The organism is Citrobacter sp. wls706 (assembly GCF_005281305.1).
GTDB lineage: Bacteria > Pseudomonadota > Gammaproteobacteria > Enterobacterales > Enterobacteriaceae > Citrobacter > Citrobacter werkmanii.
The window spans coordinates 94,921-110,368 of the sequence record NZ_SZXG01000010.1; the positions used below are offsets into that span (position 1 = coordinate 94,921).

General features: G+C 54.8%; 16 protein-coding genes. 12 read left to right on the top strand and 4 right to left on the bottom strand.

The features are described from left to right. Positions 1-63: 63 nt before the first annotated feature. Complete coding sequence (gene mpl, locus FDW92_RS04110) at positions 64-1,440, top strand: UDP-N-acetylmuramate:L-alanyl-gamma-D-glutamyl-meso-diaminopimelate ligase (protein WP_016151460.1); 1,377 nt, start codon at positions 64-66, stop codon at positions 1,438-1,440. A 99-nt stretch (positions 1,441-1,539) separates the two neighbouring features. On the opposite strand, the gene yjgA is transcribed toward mpl, so the two are convergent. Next, the gene (yjgA, locus tag FDW92_RS04115; protein ID WP_038636638.1) at positions 1,540-2,091 is read right to left on the bottom strand and encodes a ribosome biogenesis factor YjgA; all 552 of its coding nucleotides are present in this window, start codon (positions 2,089-2,091) and stop codon (positions 1,540-1,542) included. A 95-nt stretch (positions 2,092-2,186) separates the two neighbouring features. On the opposite strand from yjgA, the gene pmbA reads away from it, so the two are divergent. From pmbA to FDW92_RS04170, 11 genes are all read left to right on the top strand, one after another. Beyond that, complete coding sequence (gene pmbA, locus FDW92_RS04120; RefSeq protein ID WP_042312745.1) at positions 2,187-3,539, top strand: metalloprotease PmbA; 1,353 nt, start codon at positions 2,187-2,189, stop codon at positions 3,537-3,539. Positions 3,540-3,625: 86 nt separating this feature from the next. Beyond that, complete coding sequence (cybC, locus tag FDW92_RS04125) at positions 3,626-4,012, top strand: cytochrome b562 (protein ID WP_042312743.1); 387 nt, start codon at positions 3,626-3,628, stop codon at positions 4,010-4,012. 310 nt (positions 4,013-4,322) lie between these two features. Beyond that, on the top strand, positions 4,323-4,631 hold the full coding sequence (locus FDW92_RS04130; RefSeq protein WP_016151467.1) for a PRD domain-containing protein: 309 nt from the start codon (positions 4,323-4,325) through the stop codon (positions 4,629-4,631). A 10-nt stretch (positions 4,632-4,641) separates the two neighbouring features. Continuing rightward, on the top strand, positions 4,642-5,004 hold the full coding sequence (locus FDW92_RS04135) for an SFCGS family glycine-rich protein (RefSeq protein ID WP_008786042.1): 363 nt from the start codon (positions 4,642-4,644) through the stop codon (positions 5,002-5,004). A 2-nt stretch (positions 5,005-5,006) separates the two neighbouring features. After that, positions 5,007-5,306: a DUF4312 family protein gene (locus tag FDW92_RS04140; protein ID WP_038636649.1), complete on the top strand. Its 300-nt coding sequence runs from the start codon at positions 5,007-5,009 to the stop codon at positions 5,304-5,306. Positions 5,307-5,328: 22 nt separating this feature from the next. After that, complete coding sequence (locus FDW92_RS04145; RefSeq protein WP_006686375.1) at positions 5,329-6,105, top strand: DUF4311 domain-containing protein; 777 nt, start codon at positions 5,329-5,331, stop codon at positions 6,103-6,105. Positions 6,106-6,116: 11 nt separating this feature from the next. Further along, positions 6,117-6,761 (top strand): DUF4310 family protein, encoded by a 645-nt coding sequence (locus FDW92_RS04150; RefSeq protein WP_038636652.1) that lies wholly within the window; start codon positions 6,117-6,119, stop codon positions 6,759-6,761. Positions 6,762-6,819: 58 nt separating this feature from the next. After that, positions 6,820-7,953, top strand: a complete 1,134-nt coding sequence (locus FDW92_RS04155; RefSeq protein ID WP_042312741.1) for an amidohydrolase/deacetylase family metallohydrolase — start codon at positions 6,820-6,822, stop codon at positions 7,951-7,953. After that, on the top strand, positions 7,937-9,055 hold the full coding sequence (locus FDW92_RS04160; protein WP_042312739.1) for a DgaE family pyridoxal phosphate-dependent ammonia lyase: 1,119 nt from the start codon (positions 7,937-7,939) through the stop codon (positions 9,053-9,055). The genes FDW92_RS04155 and FDW92_RS04160 overlap by 17 nt, the downstream gene beginning before the upstream one ends. Next, complete coding sequence (locus FDW92_RS04165; RefSeq protein WP_042312737.1) at positions 9,052-9,792, top strand: KDGP aldolase family protein; 741 nt, start codon at positions 9,052-9,054, stop codon at positions 9,790-9,792. Before FDW92_RS04160 ends, FDW92_RS04165 begins: the two co-directional genes overlap by 4 nt. Positions 9,793-9,813: 21 nt before the next feature. Continuing rightward, positions 9,814-11,727, top strand: coding sequence for a BglG family transcription antiterminator (locus FDW92_RS04170; protein WP_042312734.1), 1,914 nt, complete (start codon positions 9,814-9,816; stop codon positions 11,725-11,727). Between the two features lie 32 nt (positions 11,728-11,759). On the opposite strand, the gene nrdG is transcribed toward FDW92_RS04170, so the two are convergent. The 3 genes from nrdG to FDW92_RS04185 form a co-directional block, all read right to left on the bottom strand. Further along, the gene (gene nrdG, locus FDW92_RS04175) at positions 11,760-12,224 is read right to left on the bottom strand and encodes an anaerobic ribonucleoside-triphosphate reductase-activating protein (RefSeq protein ID WP_042312732.1); all 465 of its coding nucleotides are present in this window, start codon (positions 12,222-12,224) and stop codon (positions 11,760-11,762) included. Between the two features lie 120 nt (positions 12,225-12,344). Beyond that, entirely contained in the window at positions 12,345-14,483 is a 2,139-nt protein-coding gene (gene nrdD, locus FDW92_RS04180; protein ID WP_042312728.1) for an anaerobic ribonucleoside-triphosphate reductase, read from the bottom strand. Positions 14,484-14,862: 379 nt separating this feature from the next. Then, positions 14,863-15,447, bottom strand: coding sequence for a fructose PTS transporter subunit IIA (locus tag FDW92_RS04185; RefSeq protein WP_042312726.1), 585 nt, complete (start codon positions 15,445-15,447; stop codon positions 14,863-14,865). Between the last annotated feature and the right edge of the window lies 1 nt (position 15,448).

A 15,448-nucleotide genomic window follows, 5' to 3' on the forward strand; every position in this document is an offset into this window, starting at 1 on the left:
GCGTTTCTCACTTGCCGGACATGTGCGTAAAATGGCCCCCAGATTAAAAAAGGATAGTGACGTATGCGCATTCATATTTTGGGAATTTGTGGCACTTTCATGGGCGGTCTGGCGATGCTCGCGCGCTCGCTTGGTCATGAAGTAACCGGTTCGGACGCCAATGTGTATCCGCCGATGAGTACCTTACTTGAGAAGCAAGGCATTGATTTGATTCAGGGGTACGATGCCAGCCAGCTCGACCCGCAGCCGGACCTGGTGATCATCGGTAACGCCATGACCCGTGGTAATCCCTGCGTGGAAGCGGTGCTTGAGAAGAACATTCCATACATGTCCGGCCCGCAATGGCTGCATGACTTTGTGCTGCGCGATCGCTGGGTGCTGGCGGTTGCGGGGACGCACGGCAAAACCACCACTGCCGGAATGGCGACCTGGATCCTCGAAGCCTGCGGCTATAAGCCAGGCTTTGTGATCGGTGGCGTTCCGGGCAACTTTGAGGTTTCTGCGCGTCTGGGCGAAAGCGACTTCTTCGTGATTGAGGCGGATGAGTACGACTGCGCCTTCTTCGATAAGCGTTCTAAATTCGTGCATTACTGCCCGCGTACGCTGATCCTCAACAATCTTGAGTTCGATCACGCGGACATCTTTGACGATCTGAAAGCTATTCAGAAACAGTTCCATCACCTGGTGCGTATCGTGCCGGGCCAGGGACGCATCATCTACCCGGAAAACGACATCAATCTGAAACAGACGATGGCGATGGGCTGCTGGAGCGAACAAGAGCTGGTGGGCGAACAAGGCCACTGGCAGGCGAAAAAACTCACTACCGATGCCTCCGAGTGGGAAGTGTGGCTGGACGGTGAAAACGTTGGCGTAGTGAAGTGGGGGCTGGTTGGCGAACATAACATGCACAACGGTCTGATGGCGATTGCGGCTGCCCGTCATGTTGGCGTAGTGCCTGCCGACGCGGCGAATGCGCTGGGCTCATTCATCAACGCCCGTCGTCGTCTTGAACTGCGCGGCGAAGCGAACGGCGTGACGGTGTATGACGATTTTGCTCATCACCCGACGGCGATTCTGGCAACGCTTGCTGCACTGCGCGGTAAAGTGGGCGGCACTGCGCGCATTATCGCGGTCCTGGAACCTCGCTCGAACACCATGAAAATGGGCCTGTGCAAAGATGACCTGGCGCCATCGTTAGGTCGTGCGGACGAAGTGTTCCTGCTGCAACCGCCGCACATTCCGTGGCAGGTAGCAGAAGTCGCTGAAGCCTGCGTACAGCCTGCGCACTGGAGCGGCGATGTGGATGCGCTGGCAGATATGGTGGTGAAAACCGCACAGCCAGGCGATCACATCCTGGTGATGAGCAACGGCGGGTTTGGCGGCATTCATCAGAAACTGCTGGATGGCCTGGCGAAGAAAGCTCAGGCAGAAGAAGAGTAAAAAAATGCCCGGTGGCGCTATGCTTACCGGGCCTACGATGCGTTGTAGGCCGGATAAGGTGTTTGTACCGCCATCCGGCACTTTCGGCAGACGAAGAGGTTACGCCTCGTTTTCCGCCAGTTCACGCAGGTACTGGAAAATCTGACGCGCTGATTTCGGCGGCTTGTTGCCCGCTTTTTCTTTCCTGGCGTTACGCACCAGCGAACGCAGTTGCTGACGATCGGCATCAGGCCACAGGTTCATCACTTCTTCGATGGCTTCATCGCTACCGTCAACCATACGGTCACGCAGTTGCTCCAGCTTATGGAAGACAACGACCTGCTGGTTGTGGCGGTTTTTCAGCTTGTCCAGCGCCTGACGGATAGGATCAACATCGCGCTGGCGCAACATTTTGCCAATCAGCTGCAGCTGGCGGCGGCGACCTTCCATCTTAATGCGCTGGGCCAGCTCAATGGCGGCACGTAAATCCGCGTCGAGCGGGATTTTATCCAGCGCGTTTTTCCCCAGTTCTACCAGTTCCACACCCAGGCGTTTTAACTCCTCGGCGTCACGTTTTATTTCACTTTTACTGACCCAGATAATTTCATCGTCTTCGTCTTCGATGTCATCACCGGGAACGTCGTCGAGCCAGTCTTCGGGCTGCTTAGTCATGTCAGGCTCCTTAAAAAAAGAGGCTAATGTTACCAGTTAAGATGCGCACTGAAAAACGGTTCTCTGTTAGACTTCAGAGAAACTCTCTCTACATTATGGCATTTGCGATGAAAGTAATCTCACAAGTTGAAGCGCAGCGTAAGATTCTGGAAGAAGCGGTCTCGACGGCTCTGGAATTAGCGTCAGGTAAGTCGGATGGCGCGGAAGTCGCTGTTAGCAAGACCACGGGTATTAGCGTCAGCACCCGTTATGGCGAAGTGGAGAACGTAGAATTCAATAGCGATGGCGCGCTGGGGATTACGGTTTATCACCAGAACCGTAAGGGCAGCGCATCCTCCACCGATTTAAGTCCGCAGGCGATTGCCCGTACCGTACAGGCCGCGCTGGACATTGCACGCTACACTTCGCCGGATCCGTGCGCGGGCGTGGCAGATAAAGAACTGCTGGCCTTCGATGCGCCTGATTTAGACCTGTTCCACCCCGCGGACGTTTCCCCTGACGAAGCCATCGAACTGGCTGCTCGTGCTGAACAAGCGGCGCTGCAGGCTGATAAGCGTATCACCAATACCGAAGGCGGCAGTTTTAACAGCCACTATGGCATCAAAGTGTTTGGCAACAGCCATGGCATGCTGCAGGGCTACTGCTCCACGCGTCATTCCCTTTCCAGCTGCGTGATCGCGGAAGAAAATGGCGATATGGAGCGTGATTACGCTTACACCATTGGCCGGGCGATGGGCGATCTGCAAACGCCGGAATGGGTAGGGGCAGACTGCGCGCGCCGTACCTTATCTCGCCTGTCTCCGCGTAAGCTTTCCACCATGAAAGCGCCGGTCATTTTCGCCAATGAAGTGGCGACCGGACTGTTCGGACACCTGGTCGGCGCGATTGCTGGTGGCTCCGTATATCGCAAATCCACCTTCCTGCTGGACTCGCTGGGCAAACAAATTCTGCCGGAATGGTTGACCATTGAAGAGCATCCACATCTGCTGAAAGGACTGGCCTCCTCGCCATTTGACAGCGAAGGCGTACGCACAGAGCGCCGTGACATTATTAAAGACGGCATTTTGACCCAGTGGCTGCTGACCAACTACTCTGCCCGTAAGCTGGGGCTGAAGAGCACCGGTCATGCGGGCGGGATTCACAACTGGCGTATTCCTGGACAAGGTCTAAGCTTCGAGCAGATGCTCAAAGAGATGGGCACGGGTCTGGTGGTGACTGAGCTGATGGGGCAGGGCGTAAGCGGCATTACCGGCGATTACTCGCGCGGCGCGGCGGGCTTCTGGGTCGGAAACGGCGAAATTCAGTACCCGGTGAGTGAAATTACCATCGCCGGTAACTTAAAAGAGATGTGGCGTAATATCGTCACCGTCGGCAACGATATTGAAACGCGCAGTAATATTCAGTGTGGTTCAGTCCTGTTGCCGGAGATGAAGATCGCCGGGCAATAATACCCGCCATACTTCAAGCTGTGGCGTGAATCATTGAGGGTATCTGGCGTTTGTTTATTTTTGAATAATAAAAAAGGAAGTGAGCAATGCGTAAACACCTGTTAGCGATCGTCGCAGCTTCAACGCTGGTTCTTGGTTCTTCTGCGTTTGCGGCCGATCTTGATGACGATATGGGGATCCTCAACGACAACCTGAAAATCGTCGAAAAAACGGATAATGCGACTGAGCTGAAAGACGCGTTAACCAAAATGCGTGCAGCCGCGCTGGACGCGCAAAAGGGAACGCCGCCGAAGCTGGAAAACAAATCCCCGGACAGCCCGGAGATGAAGGATTTCCGCCACGGCTTTGACACGCTGATCGGTCAGATCGACGGCGCGTTGAAGCTGGCGAACGAAGGTAAAGTCAAAGAGGCGAAAGCCGTTGCGGAAGACCTGAAAAAAACACGCAACGAAAACCACAAGAAGTTCCGTTAATCTGCTCTATCCGGCCTGCATAATCGTAGGCCGGATAAGACGCCAAAGGCTATCCCCGTCACATTTTTTCAACTTTAGAGTTAGGGAAATCATTCGCCGAACCGGCTGTTTTCTGCTCATTTCTTGCGATACCCGTCACAATTTCCCGCCACTAAAGCGCAAATATCGCCTTTTCTGCGGCATAGATCACTATCGCTGCGCCTCTTTCCACTTCGAAGTGGAAAACAACTCGCTACAAACTTTTAACCCCCACCGCTAATTTACCCTCAGAGCCATTAGTGGGGTAAGACGAGTGAATAACGGAGCTGTAATGAATGACATGGGGGAATCGGTTGAACTGGCCGACCGCATGCTGGCGCAGGTGTATGCCTTGCTGCGTGAACGCCACATTATTCCCAACGCCGTACAGGAACAGATGCTGACGTCGCATGTTCGCGCCATGGCGCACCGCTCGGTAACGGGTGAACCCTTACCAGAAGTCGATGCCAGCTTGTTCGATGAAATATCTGCCGAATCAATGGCGCTTGCCCGCGACGTGGTCGCTGAGTTTGGCAATCTTCCTGAGGAAGAGGCCTGGCTGCTGTCGGTGCACTTCGAAGTCGCGAAAGACAACCTGTAAGGAGCAAAAGATGGAACAAATTACCGTAGTGATTGGCGATCGTCTGGGTAAAGGCCAGAAAGTGGCGGCAGGCGTTGAGAAAGCGGGTGGCCGAGCGGTCGTGGTGCCGGGTGTGGCGGCAGATATGAAGCTGGGCGATGTGATGAAAGCGGAAAACGCCACCTTTGGCATCTCGTTTTGCGGCAGCGGCGGGGCGGGCGCGATTACCGCGCAAACCAAATATGGCTACAAGGCGAAATATGGTATGCGCTCGGTCGATGAAGGGGTAACCGCCATCAATGAAGGCTGCAACGTGCTGGGGTTCGGTTTTATGGACAAAGAAGAACTCGGTGAGCGCCTGGTACAGGCGTGGCAAAAGAAATACGGCGCTTAAGCATGAAAGAGCAATTCACCACCACGGTGAGAGTCACGGGCAAGGGGGAGGCCAAAGCGCGCGCCTTTGCCGATGCTCTGAACCACGTTCAGGCTGCGGTGATGAAAGCGTCCCCGCATATCTTACTGCGTATTGAGCCACAGGATGTGCAGGTTGTTCAAGCGCGTGAAACGGTGCGCAAAGAGGCGTTTTTGTTCCTCTTCCTGCGCCGGGAAAGACGCACCTTCAGCGTGGAGCTGGACGTGACCGTCAACGTGACTGCCATCAATCTCGACAAGGTGGATTTCGTTACGCAACGCTGATTCTTTATTAAAAGGCATAATTATGTTCCTGATAATATTAATAAAATCGCTCATCATCGGCGGCCTGGTTGGCGTCGGGGTCGGCGCTGGGGCTGCACGCATGTTTCATGCGCCGACCACTCAAGGGATGGGCGCGTTTCGTACTCTGGGAGAACTGAATTCCTGTGAAGGGGATCCGGCTTCTCACTTCTCGTTCGGCCTGGGCTTTTTCTTTAACGCCTGGGCTTCTTCCGTTGCCGCAGGGGCGTTCACGCAGGACGTCGACCATCGCATCATCCCCAACTGGGGCGCCGCCGCGCTGATGATTAAAAATCGCAACGTTGGTGAAACGCTGCATGATCCTAAGCGCATGGCGATTGCCTGCGGTGTTATCGGCATGATTGTCGTGACCTTCCTGAACCTCACCGCGTCATCCGTACCGGAAGCGCTACAGGTTACTGCCGTTAAGGTGCTGGTGCCCGCGGCAAACCTGCTGGTCAACACCGTGATGCCAGTGATTTTCTGGCTGGCGGCGATTGATGCCGGCAAGAAATCCGGCTTCTGGGCTACCGTTTTTGGCGGCGCGGCGCAGTTAATTATGGGCAACGCCGTCCCGGGTCTGGTGCTTGGCATTTTGATCGGCAAAGGTGTTGAAGAGAGCGGCTGGAACCACGTGACGAAAGTGATGATGGTGGCTATCGTCGCGCTGTTCGTCCTGAGCGGCTTCTTCCGCGGCTTCGACATGAAGATGATCGAATCCTTCCATCTGACCGTGCCTGACTGGTTGGAACTTATCCACAACTCGCTCAGCGGTAAATAACGGAGGCCATCATGGAACAGAATAAAGGTTTTTGGTTCGCTGACTGGTCGTTCCCGATCTTCGTTGGCCTGCTCTCATCCGGCGTGTTTGCCGGAACGCACATGTACTACCTGTACGGTATCGGCGCATTCAACGAAGTGGCGTTCGTGGCGATGTTGAAAGCGGGAATGGACACCGGCTCCTACGGGGCGGTAGCGGCATTTGGCGCCAGCTTCCTGTTTGCCCGCATCATTGAAGGTTCGCTGGTGGGGATTCTGGATATCGGCGGGGCGATCCAGACCGGGGTCGGGTTAGGCGTTCCGGCGCTGCTGTTGGGCGCGGGCATTATCTTCCCGGTCGCCAACTTCGCTGCCTCGCTGGTCACCGGCCTGGTGATTGGTCTGGCGATTGGCTACATCATCATTCTGGCGCGTAAGTTCACCATCAATCAGAGCGACTCAACCTACGGAGCGGACGTGATGATGGGGGCCGGTAACGCTTCTGGCCGCTTCCTCGGTCCCTTGATTATCCTCAGTGCGATGACGGCCTCCATTCCGATTGGCGTCGGTTCACTGCTGGGTGCGCTGCTGTTTTATATCTGGCAAAAACCGATCACCGGCGGGGCGATTCTCGGCGCGATGATCCTCGGTTCCATCTTCCCGATTGCCATTAGCTAACGGTTGATTTGTAGGCCGGATAAAGCGGTTACGCCGCCATCCGGCAAAGGAGAGAACGATGTTTGACTTACTCCTGCGCCATGCGCGTCTGGTCGATGACACGCTGACTAATATTGCCCTTCAGGGTGGCAAAATCGCGGCGTTGGGTGACGTTGATGGTCCGGCGCTGAAAACCATTGACCTGCGCGGCGAATGTTACGTTAGCGCGGGCTGGATTGATTCTCACGTTCACTGCTACCCGAAATCGCCGATTTACCATGACGAACCGGACAGTGTGGGTGTTGCCACTGGCGTTACCACCGTGGTGGATGCCGGTAGCACAGGCGCTGATGATATTGACGATTTTTATACGCTGACTCGTGATGCGGCCACCGAGGTTTATGCGCTGCTGAATGTTTCACGCGTTGGGCTGATCGCCCAAAACGAGCTGGCTAACATGGCCAATATTGACGCCGATGCGGTGCGGCAGGCGGTGAAACGTCACCCGGACTTTATCGTCGGCCTGAAGGCGCGCATGAGCAGCAGCGTGGTAGGGGTTAACGGCATCACGCCGCTGGAGCGCGCCAAAGCGATGCAGGCGCAGAACGGTGGCCTGCCGCTGATGGTGCATATCGGCAACAACCCGCCGGATCTGGATGAGATCGCCGAGCGCCTGAGCGCAGGCGACATCATTACCCACTGCTACAACGGTAAGCCGAACCGCATTCTGACGCCGCAAGGTGAGTTGCGGGCATCAGTGACGCGGGCGATTTCACGCGGCGTGCGTCTGGACGTTGGGCATGGCACCGCCAGCCTGAGCTTTGCAGTGGCGAAACGCGCCATCAGCCTGGGTATTTTGCCGCACACCATCAGCTCCGATATTTATTGTCGCAACCGTATTAGCGGCCCGGTGTATTCCCTGGCGAATGTGATGTCGAAATTTCTTGCCATTGGCATGTCGCTTCCGCAGGTCATTGAATGCGTTACCGCCAATGCTGCCAATGGTCTGCGCCTGAAACAGAAGGGGCGACTGCAGGTCGGTCTGGATGCCGATTTAACCCTCTTTACGCTTAAGCGCCAGCCAACCGTGCTGGTAGATGCAGAAAACGACAGCCTGCAGGCTGAACAACTGCTGGTGCCGCTTGCCGCAATACGTGCGGGCAAGGGCTATATGACCGAACAAGGGAGCGCGGAACATGCCTTCGATTTTTGAGAAATACAAATTAAAACAGGTGATTAACACATCAGGTCGCATGACGGCACTCGGTGTGTCTACGCCGCGACCCGAAGTGGTTGAGGCCGCAATAGCCGGGATGAACCAATACTTTGAGATGAAAGACCTGGTGAATAAAACCGGTGACTACATCGCGAAATTGCTGGAAGTGGAAGGGGCAACAGTTGTCTCCTGCGCTTCAGCCGGGATCGCCCAGTCGGTCGCGGCTGTGCTGGTTAAAGACAGCGACTGGCTGCTGGAGAACCTGCACGTTACGCCCATCGACAACAACGAAATCGTGTTGCCCAGAGGTCACAACGTCAACTTTGGCGCGCCGGTGGGCACCATGGTAGCGCTTGGCGGCGGCAAGGTCGTAGAAGCCGGTTATGCCAACGAATGTTCCGCAGCGCAGTTAGCGGCAGCCATCACACCGCGCACCGCGGCCATTCTGTATATCAAATCTCACCACTGCGTACAGAAAAGTATGCTCAGCGTGGAGCAGGCTGCGGTGGTGGCGCGCACGCATAATCTACCGCTGATTGTGGACGCGGCGGCGGAAGAAGATTTGCAGTGCTACTACCGCGTGGGCGCAGATCTCGTTATCTATAGCGGTGCGAAGGCAATTGAAGGGCCAACCAGCGGTCTGGTGATCGGTAAAACTCAATACGTTGAGTGGGTAAAACGTCAAACGGCGGGTATTGGCCGGGCAATGAAAGTGGGTAAAGAGGGAATACTTGGCCTGACCTGCGCTATTGAACTGTACCTCAACGCGCAGAAAGAGAGCGGTGCGGAAATGGTCGAGAAAATGACGCCGTTTATTAATAACTTGAATCAGCTTCACGGCGTAAGCGCCCGCGTGGTGTGGGACAGTGCAGGGCGCGACATCGCGCGTACGGAAATTAAGTTTGACGAAGCGGTAACCGGGATCGCCACTGGCGAACTGGTCGACGCGCTGAAGCAAGGGGAGTACGCGATTTACTTCCGTGGTTACAAAGCCAACGAAGGCATTATCGAAGCCGATGTGCGCAGCGTCGATCGCGCGCAGCTGGAGATTGTGGCCCGTCGAATTGGTGAAGTGATTTCGCAGGAGAAAAAAGCATGAAACTGATCCCTAACTTTTATCGCGACCGCGTCTGCCTGAACGTACTGGCAGGCTCCAAAGAAAATGCCCAGGAGATTTACGAGGCGGCGGAAGGGCACGTGCTGGTTGGCGTATTGTCAAAAAATTACCCGGATGTCGCAAGCGCGGTAACGGATATGCGTGAATACGCGGCGCTTATCGACAATGCGCTCTCCGTGGGGCTGGGGGCGGGCGATCCTAACCAGTCGGCGATGGTCAGTGAAATTTCCCGTCAGGTGCAGCCCCAGCATGTCAATCAGGTCTTTACCGGCGTGGCGACCAGTCGTGCGCTGCTGGGCCAGCAGGACACGGTGGTCAACGGTCTGGTTTCACCAACCGGTACGCCGGGGCTGGTAAAGATTTCCACCGGTCCGCTAAGCAGCAAAGCACCGGACGGCATTGTGCCGGTAGAAACCGCCATTGCGCTGCTCAAAGATATGGGCGGCAGCTCAATTAAATACTTCCCGATGGGCGGCCTGCAATGCCGTGACGAATACATCGCGGTCGCCCAGGCCTGCGCGCGTCATGACTTCTGGCTGGAGCCAACGGGCGGGATCGATCTGGATAATTTCAGTGAAATCCTGCAGATCGCCCTCGATGCCGGAGTGAGCAAAATCATTCCTCACATCTATAGTTCGATTATTGATAAGGTGAGTGGTAATACCCGTCCGGACGACGTACGCCAACTGATGGCGATGACCCGGGCCTGCGTAGGCTAATTGACTGATGAGGAAACTGACGTGCGATTCCCCAACCAACGTTTAGCGCAGCTATTTGGCATGTTGCAAAACGAAGCGCTTCCACAGGACGAGCTGGCGCAGCGGTTGTCGGTTTCCACACGCACCGTACGGGCGGACATCACCGCGTTAAACGCACTGCTCACCCAGTATGGCGCGCAGTTTGTCCTCTGCCGGGGTAACGGTTATCAGCTCAAAATTGACGATCCGGCAAGTTTTCATGCCCTGCAGACGCAGCAGCCCGACACGTTGCTGCGTATCCCACGCACCAGCCAGGAACGGGTTCACTGGCTGATAGCTCGCTTTCTGACGTCGGCCTTTTCGCTGAAGCTGGAAGATTTGGCTGATGAATGGTTTATCAGCCGCGCGACGCTGCAAAACGATATGGCTGAGGTGCGCGAGCATCTGCAACGTTATCACCTGACGCTGGAAACGCGCCCCCGTCATGGCATGAAGCTGTTCGGCAGCGAGATGGCGATCCGCGCCTGTTTGACCGATCTGCTGTGGATGCTGGCACAGCAGGATCCGCAGCACCCATTGGTGACCGAAGAAGCATTGAACGCCGGGATCCCTGAGCAACTGCAACCCGTTTTGCAGGACATTTTTTCCCGTTTCCATATCCGCCTGACCGATGAGGGCGAGCTGTTTTTGCGCTTGTACTGCGCGGTGGCAGTACGGCGGATTAGCGAAGGGTATCCGCTACCGGAATTTGCCGCAGAGGAAGCCGATCAATCTGTATGCCTGGCCACGCGGGAAATCGCGGCGGTATTGCATCGGTTGGCGGATAAACCGCTCTCCATTTCTGAAGAGAACTGGCTGCAGGTGCATATTGCCGCCCGTCAGGTTCAGGAGATCGCCCCCAGTGCTATTAATGCGGATGATGATGAAGCGTTGGTCAATTACATCCTGCGTTTTATCAATAGCCAGTACAACTACAACCTGTTGAATGACAAACAGTTACATGCCGACCTGCTGACGCATATTAAAACGATGATCACCCGGGTGCGCTACCAGATAATGATCCCTAATCCGCTGCTGGAAAATATTAAACAGCACTATCCGATGGCATGGGATATGACGCTGGCCGCCGTCTCGGGATGGGGCAAATATACGCCGTACACCATCAGTGAAAATGAGATTGGTTTCCTCGTCCTGCATATCGGTGTTGGGCTGGAGCGTAGTTACAACATTGGTTATCAAAGGCAACCGAAAGTTCTGCTGGTATGCGATGCCGGAAATGCGATGGCGCGGATGATTGAAGCGGTGCTGGCGCGTAAATATCCGCAGATAGAAATCGTCGATACCGTGACGCTGCGCGACTACGAACAGCGGGAAAGCATCAGCGAAGACTTCGTGATTTCGACCGCGCGAATCGGAGAAAAAGATAAGCCTGTGGTGATGATTGCGCCGTTCCCTACCGATTATCAACTGGAGCAGATTGGCAAACTGGTGCTGGTCGACAGAACCCGTCCGTGGATGCTGAATAAATTTTTCGATGCCACCCATTTCCGCGTTATCGATGGCCCAATGGATCAACAAACGTTGTTCAATACATTATGCCGTCAGTTGCAGGATGAAGGCTTTGTCGATGCGGAGTTTCTTGATTCGGTTGTCGAGCGTGAGGCCATCGTCAGCACTATGCTGGGTGACGGCATCGCCCTGCCGCACTCCCTCGGTCTGTTGGCAAAGAAAACGGTGGTCTACACCATCCTCGCCCCGCAGGGAATTGCCTGGGGCGATGAAACGGCGCACGTGATCTTCCTGCTCGCCATCAGCAAAAGCGAATACGAAGAAGCGATGGCTATCTACGATATTTTCGTCACTTTCCTGCGCGAACGCGCCATGACGCGGCTCTGCGCGTGCCGGAATTTCACCGAGTTCAAAACGGTCGCGATGGAGTGCGTGAGTCGCTTTTAAAGGCGGAAAACAGAATATTAACCGCCTGGAGATCAACGCAAATGATGCACGACCTGGTTGCTGCTACCGCGCCAGATGAGCGCCGGGTCTTTCAGGTCCTGCACAAATTTACCATCGACCAGCACGTTGATGAGATCGACCACCTGCATTTGCGCGGCGTTGAGTTCATCAAGCTTGTAGCCGGTCCACACCCAGATATCTTTCCCGGGACACTCAGCGTGAATACGCTGTACCAGTTGCAGAATATCCGGCACGTTTTGCGGATGCAGCGGATCGCCGCCCGACAGCGAAATTCCCTGACGGTGAATACGCGTGTCGTTCAGATCGGCAATGATCTTATCTTCCATCTCTTTGGTAAACGGTTTGCCGGAATTGAGCCGCCAGGTGCTTTTGTTATAGCAACCGGGGCATTCGTGCACGCACCCGGAGACAAACAGGGTGCAGCGGGTTCCGGGGCCATTGACGATATCGACGGGATAGTATTGATGGTAGCGCATAGCGGGTGTCCAGAAAGCATGTAGGCCGGATAAGGTGCTTGCACCGCATCCGGCAACATTGTGATGCCTGATAACGACGCGATTGCGTCTTATCAGGCCTACGGCCTTTGCAAACGGATATTAACCGATCTGCCCATTGCCTAAATGCTTAACGCGGCGCTTCACTTCTTCCTGTTTGCCGGCGTTAAACGGACGTGCGTCCGGGCTGCCTAAATAACCGCACACGCGGCGGGTGACCGACACGCGCGCGGCGTCGTGGTTACCACATTTCGGGCAGGTGAAGCCTTTGCTGGTGCACTCGAACTCACCGGTAAAGCCGCACTCGTAGCATTCATCGATTGGCGTGTTGGTTCCGTAATACGGCACGTGCTGATAGCTGTAATCCCAAACATCTTCCAGGGCTTTCAGGTTGTGCTGAATATTCGGGTATTCGCCGTAGCAAATGAAGCCCCCGCTCGCCAGCGGCGGATATGGCGCTTCGAAATCGATCTTATCGTACGGGTTCACCTTCTTCTCCACGTCGAGGTGGAAGCTGTTGGTGTAGTAACCTTTGTCGGTTACGCCCGGCACCACGCCAAACTCGGCGGTATCCAGACGGCAGAAGCGGTCACACAGGTTTTCACTCGGCGTGCTGTACAGGCTAAAGCCGTAGCCAGTCTCATCTTTCCATTGATCGACCGCCTGACGCAGACGTTTCACAATGGCGATACCTTTGGCGCGCAGTTGCTCGCTGTCATACACATGCTTGTCGCCAAACAGCGCGTTGATGGTTTCGTGAATACCGATGTAGCCCAGAGAGATAGATGCGCGACCGTTTTTAAAGATTTCAGACACGTCATCGTCCGCTTTCAGACGCACGCCGCAGGCACCTTCCATATACAGAATGGGTGCAACGCGGGCTTTTACGCCTTCCAGACGCGCGATACGGGTCATCAGTGCTTTACGCGCCAGTACCAGACGGTCGTCGAGCAGTTTCCAGAAGGTGGCTTCATCGCCATGGGCTTCCAGCGCGATACGCGGCAGGTTGAGGCTGATAACGCCGAGGTTGTTGCGACCATCGTGAACCTGTTCACCGTTCTCGTTTTCCCACACGCCGAGGAAGCTGCGGCAGCCCATTGGTGTTTTGAACGAACCGGTGACTTTGACCACCTGATCGTAGTTCAGGATGTCCGGATACATACGCTTGCTCGCGCACTCCAGCGCCAGCTGCTTGATATCGTAGTTCGGATCGCCAAACTTGTGGTTCAGACCATCGCGAATCGCGAACACCAGTTTCGGGAACACCGCGGTTTTACGGTTTTTACCCAGGCCAGCAATGCGGTTACGCAGAATAGACTGCTGAATCAAACGCGATTCCCAACTGGTTCCCAGGCCAAAACCAAAGGTGACGAACGGCGTCTGACCGTTGGCGGTATGCAGGGTGTTCACTTCATATTCGAGGGACTGGAATGCGTCGTAGCACTCTTTCTCGGTACGGGAATGGGCATAACCGTCGGCGTCCGGGATCTGCCATTCTTCAGCGGTTTTACGATGTTTATTAAAGCTCTCGGTCACGAACGGCGCGAGAACCTCGTCAATACGGTTAATGGTGGTACCGCCATAAATATGGCTGGCAACTTGCGCGATAATTTGCGCGGTCACGGCGGTCGCGGTAGAGATGGATTTTGGCGGTTCAATCTCCGCGTTACCCATCTTAAAGCCCTGCGTCAGCATGCCTTTCAGGTCGATCAGCATGCAGTTGAACATCGGGAAGAACGGCGAGTAGTCGAGATCGTGATAGTGAATATCACCACGCTCGTGCGCCTGGACTACATCACGCGGCAGCAGGTGTTGGCGCGCATAGTGTTTGGCGACGATACCGGCCAGCAGGTCGCGCTGGGTCGGGATCACTTTACTGTCTTTGTTGGCGTTTTCGTTCAGCAGAGCAGAATTGGTTTGCTCAACCAGACCACGAATTTCCTGGTTCAGACGGCCACGTTTTTCACGCTGGATATCACGGTCGTGGCGATATTCGATGTACGCACGGGCGAGTTGTTTGTACGGGCCAGACATCAGCTGGTTTTCTACCGCTGTCTGGATCTCGTTGATATCGACCTGGCTGCGCTCATTCATCAGACTACTAACGACTTCTGCGACGGTGGCACAGTAATCTGCGTCATCGACTCCCGCTGCTTTAGCTGCACGCAGAATGGCTTCTTTGATGCGCTCTGATTTAAACGGCACTTTACAGCCATCTCGTTTCATCACATGCGGTGTCATGATCACTCCATATTTATAAGAACAGGTTATCCACAGAGGTTGGGGAAGCGGCCATGGCTTTATTCATCTCTATTGCCAATGACTTCCCGCAATCCTGACCCACGTTATCCACAATTCCACCGTGAAGCGGTGCATTGTAGTTGTAGCAATTATAGGCGATTAATACAACATATTGGGTCGGCGTGCATTTTAAGTTCTATATGTAGTGATTTGCATCAAGGATGTTTACGATTTTTTTGATGTAGCGCAAAGTAAAAATCGGAGCGTACAGATGACGGGCGCTACAGCCGATTGTAAATTACCCTTGGAAAATTCTGATTATTTATTCAGCAAAAACAGGAAGGTAAAGCTGGGCAGGTATCACACTGCCCAGTAAGGGTTATGATGATAACGACTGCATCCAATGGATACCCGCGTTAATGAAGGCCGCAAGGGCAACCAGACCCAGAATAAGAGGGACAAGGCGCTGACCTTTCACGCGACGTTCTGGCGCTTCCTGAGCAGGGGCAGTGCTGGGTGAGAGCAGCGTTAACACCTGTTCTACGGACGTGGCATTAAGAATGGCGTTTCGCATCTCATCCTCAACCAGCGACGAGGTAAGCTGGGTCAGCAATTGCATATGCGTGGTGCCGGCTTCATTTGGCGGAATCGCAAGCAGGAACACCAACCGTACAGGTTCAGGCCCTTCAAGACCCGGCCACAATATCGGCTCGGGAAAGAGGGCGACACAAAACGATGCCTTTACGACAGAGTCACATTTTCCATGAGGGACGGCCAGCTCTTCGCCCAGTGCCGTTGGTCCTTCCTTTTCTCGGCGGAGAACGCTGTCAATAAAATCCTCGTTATTAGTAATCAGTCCGCATTCAAACAGTGCCGAAGACATATGCCGAATAACTGCATCGGGAGAAGTGTGCGGTGGATCGATAAAAATTAATTCAGAGCGAGTAAGTGCCGACAGTTCCATA

Bases quoted from the DNA above. Each gene is read 5' to 3' on its own strand.
- mpl (WP_016151460.1), top strand. From the start codon at position 64: ATGCGCATTCATATTTTGGGAATTTGTGGCACTTTCATGGGCGGTCTG.
- yjgA (WP_038636638.1), bottom strand. From the start codon at position 2,091: ATGACTAAGCAGCCCGAAGACTGGCTCGACGACGTTCCCGGTGATGAC.
- pmbA (WP_042312745.1), top strand. From the start codon at position 2,187: ATGGCATTTGCGATGAAAGTAATCTCACAAGTTGAAGCGCAGCGTAAG.
- cybC (WP_042312743.1), top strand. From the start codon at position 3,626: ATGCGTAAACACCTGTTAGCGATCGTCGCAGCTTCAACGCTGGTTCTT.
- FDW92_RS04130 (WP_016151467.1), top strand. From the start codon at position 4,323: ATGAATGACATGGGGGAATCGGTTGAACTGGCCGACCGCATGCTGGCG.
- FDW92_RS04135 (WP_008786042.1), top strand. From the start codon at position 4,642: ATGGAACAAATTACCGTAGTGATTGGCGATCGTCTGGGTAAAGGCCAG.
- FDW92_RS04140 (WP_038636649.1), top strand. From the start codon at position 5,007: ATGAAAGAGCAATTCACCACCACGGTGAGAGTCACGGGCAAGGGGGAG.
- FDW92_RS04145 (WP_006686375.1), top strand. From the start codon at position 5,329: ATGTTCCTGATAATATTAATAAAATCGCTCATCATCGGCGGCCTGGTT.
- FDW92_RS04150 (WP_038636652.1), top strand. From the start codon at position 6,117: ATGGAACAGAATAAAGGTTTTTGGTTCGCTGACTGGTCGTTCCCGATC.
- FDW92_RS04155 (WP_042312741.1), top strand. From the start codon at position 6,820: ATGTTTGACTTACTCCTGCGCCATGCGCGTCTGGTCGATGACACGCTG.
- FDW92_RS04160 (WP_042312739.1), top strand. From the start codon at position 7,937: ATGCCTTCGATTTTTGAGAAATACAAATTAAAACAGGTGATTAACACA.
- FDW92_RS04165 (WP_042312737.1), top strand. From the start codon at position 9,052: ATGAAACTGATCCCTAACTTTTATCGCGACCGCGTCTGCCTGAACGTA.
- nrdG (WP_042312732.1), bottom strand. From the start codon at position 12,224: ATGCGCTACCATCAATACTATCCCGTCGATATCGTCAATGGCCCCGGA.
- nrdD (WP_042312728.1), bottom strand. From the start codon at position 14,483: ATGACACCGCATGTGATGAAACGAGATGGCTGTAAAGTGCCGTTTAAA.
- FDW92_RS04185 (WP_042312726.1), bottom strand. From the start codon at position 15,447: ATGGAACTGTCGGCACTTACTCGCTCTGAATTAATTTTTATCGATCCA.